Raw genomic sequence first — 1,332 nt, 5'->3', positions numbered from 1 at the left:
GAGGTTGTTCCGGCGGCTCAAGGGCTACCGCCGAATCTTCTCCCGGTTCGAAAAGCTTGATGCGATGTTTCTCGGCTTTCTCAGCTTCGTGCTCGTGGTCGATGGGCTTCGCAGTTTGTGTTAACAGGCCCTAGTTGCTTGTAGCCACCGAGGAGGTGGCTCGCTTGACCTGCGCAAGCGGTGCATTTACGCGAGGGCCTAACTACCAAGGTAAGCGGCGCCGGAGCACCGCAGGTGCGTAGGGCACCAACACAGGCCATGAGAATGCCGAAGGCATGGCCTGTGTTGGCGTCCGCTTGACCGCACAGTTAGGCGCTGTGGTATGACGAACCTGGGTTTGGTAAGAGGCGGCATTGCTTCAGTTGGACCCTGTGATGTGATCCGGGCGGTCTGAAGGTTTGCACGGGACCTGACGAAGTTGTTCCGCCAGTGCTTGGCATTGAGGGCGCTGAACCTCAACAGATTGGAAGACTCTTTCGTCGCCGCGAAACCCGGTAACCGTGCAACCACCTCTGCCTTGCCTGATCATGAATTCGATGTTGCTGCAAGCAGTGGACCGTGTTCCAAAAGGCGTTTCAAGTACGAGGTTCTGTCCCATGGTTCTTAGGCTGTAAGCCTTGTGCGCCTCATAGTGCAGCACCCCTGAAAAAACAGCTAGCAATACAAGCGGGGCAGCTACGGCTTGGACGGTTTTGCCGTCACGCTTAAGGCCAGCATAGAGCGCGATAGCAATGAGCAAGACGGCTGCAACGACACCCGCTGACTTGTAGGTCAGGTAATCCGGCATTGGTTGGAACTCGATCTGCATTGCGGGTGGCGGAGTGTTTAGAGGTGGCTTGTGCGCGTTGGCTGGGCGCCTAACGCCCAAGTTCACCGGCGGCCATGCGAAGCATGGACGTCCGTGTGCAACGACCAGTTAGGCCGGTGGAAGTAGCAGGGCCTTTGCGCGGCCAGTGAGCCCGCACACGAGGCGCAAGCCTGGTGTGTGCGATGAGCTGCAGTGGCAGCTTCCGAAATGAACCGTGCCATCACGCCTCCCTTTGCGTATGGCGTCAGCCATGCGCTGACGAATGCCTCAATCTAACGCACGTTCAACCTGAGCGGCGAGGGCTCCAGCACCCAGACTCGGTGGCCAGAACAACTGTTCCGCTGCCGCCGAGGAGGCGGCTCGTGTGGCCTTGGCAAGCGGCGTGTTCCGCGAGGGCCTAACGAATGAAAGGGACTTCCCCGTCCCGAGCTAGCCGCATATTGCGGCGAACGGCAACGAAGTGCCACGATGGGGTTGCGAATCTCATCCACTCACTCGGAAGGGGAAGTCCATGACCATTTTGT

The 1,332-nt window shown here is 58.7% G+C and carries 1 protein-coding gene and 1 pseudogene; one reads left to right on the top strand and one right to left on the bottom strand.

Annotated elements, in window-relative coordinates; genetic code table 11:
- A pseudogene (locus ABG80_RS17455) lies at nucleotides 1–124 on the top strand (IS5-like element ISCARN85 family transposase); the annotation flags it as partial.
- A 234-nt stretch (nucleotides 125–358) separates the two neighbouring features.
- On the opposite strand, the gene ABG80_RS22105 reads toward ABG80_RS17455, so the two are convergent.
- On the bottom strand, nucleotides 359–808 hold the full coding sequence (locus tag ABG80_RS22105; RefSeq protein WP_152987717.1) for a hypothetical protein: 450 nt from the start codon (nucleotides 806–808) through the stop codon (nucleotides 359–361).
- Between the last annotated feature and the right edge of the window lie 524 nt (nucleotides 809–1,332).

The organism is Aquabacterium parvum (genome assembly GCF_001447195.1).
Lineage (GTDB): Bacteria > Pseudomonadota > Gammaproteobacteria > Burkholderiales > Burkholderiaceae_C > Aquabacterium > Aquabacterium parvum.
This window is presented reverse-complemented; position numbering and strand designations above follow the sequence as displayed.